Source organism: Zhengella mangrovi (genome assembly GCF_002727065.1).
In the GTDB taxonomy this organism is placed as follows: domain Bacteria; phylum Pseudomonadota; class Alphaproteobacteria; order Rhizobiales; family Rhizobiaceae; genus Zhengella; species Zhengella mangrovi.
Genome location: NZ_PDVP01000060.1, coordinates 1 through 995, shown reverse-complemented (window position 1 = coordinate 995; position 995 = coordinate 1). Strand labels below are relative to the sequence as shown.

Genomic DNA, 995 nt, shown 5'->3' with positions numbered 1-995 from the left:
GGTGCGCTGGCGCGCCGGCGCGCGCAGGGCAAGCTGGTCAACCTGGAGCAGCGCCTGCAGGGCGAGCCGCTGGCCGGCCACATCGGCATCGGCCACACCCGCTGGGCGACCCATGGCGCGCCGAACGAGCGCAATGCCCATCCGCATGCGACCGGGCGCGTGGCGGTGGTGCACAACGGCATCATCGAGAACTTCTGGGAGCTGCGCAACGAGCTGGAGGCCGACGGCTACGCCTTCGAGACCGACACCGACACGGAAGCGGTGGCACAGCTTCTGACGCGGGCGCTGGACCGCGGCATGAGCCCGGAGGCGGCGGTGCGCGACTGCCTGCCGCGGCTGCGCGGCGCCTTCGCGCTGGCCATCCTGTTCAACGGCGAGGACGACCTGCTGGTCGCCGCCCGGCGCGGCTCGCCGCTGGCCATCGGCTTCGGCGAGGGCGACATGTTCATCGGCTCCGACGCGATCGCGCTGGCGCCCTTCACCGACGTCATCACCTACCTGGAGGACGGCGACTGGGCGCTGATCACCGCCTCGTCGGTGGCCATCTTCGACGAGGCCGGCCAGCCGGTCGAGCGGCCGCGGCAGAAGTCGGTGGGCACGGCGCTGCTGGTCGACAAGGGCAACCACCGCCACTTCATGCTCAAGGAGATCCACGAGCAGCCGGAGGTGGTGCAGCACACGCTGTCCAACTACATCGACTTTTCCACCGCGCGGGCGCGGCCGCTGAACGCGGCCATCGACTTCGCCGCCATCGACCGGCTGGCGATCTCGGCCTGCGGCACGGCCTATTACGCCGGGCTGATCGGCAAGTACTGGTTCGAGCGCTACGCGCGGCTGCCGGTCGACATCGATATCGCCTCGGAGTTCCGCTACCGGGAGATGCCGCTTGGCGCGGGCGACGCGGCGCTGTTCGTCTCGCAGTCGGGCGAGACGGCCGACACGCTGGCCTCGCTGCGCTACTGCAAGGCGCAGGGCATGGCGATCGGGGCGGTGGT

The 995-nt window shown here is 71.0% G+C and carries 1 protein-coding gene; it reads left to right on the top strand.

What is annotated here, in order from left to right; all coding sequences use genetic code 11:
• A partial coding sequence (locus CSC94_RS23970; protein WP_114647886.1) for an isomerizing glutamine--fructose-6-phosphate transaminase occupies window positions 1-995 on the top strand: 995 nt, incomplete at both ends.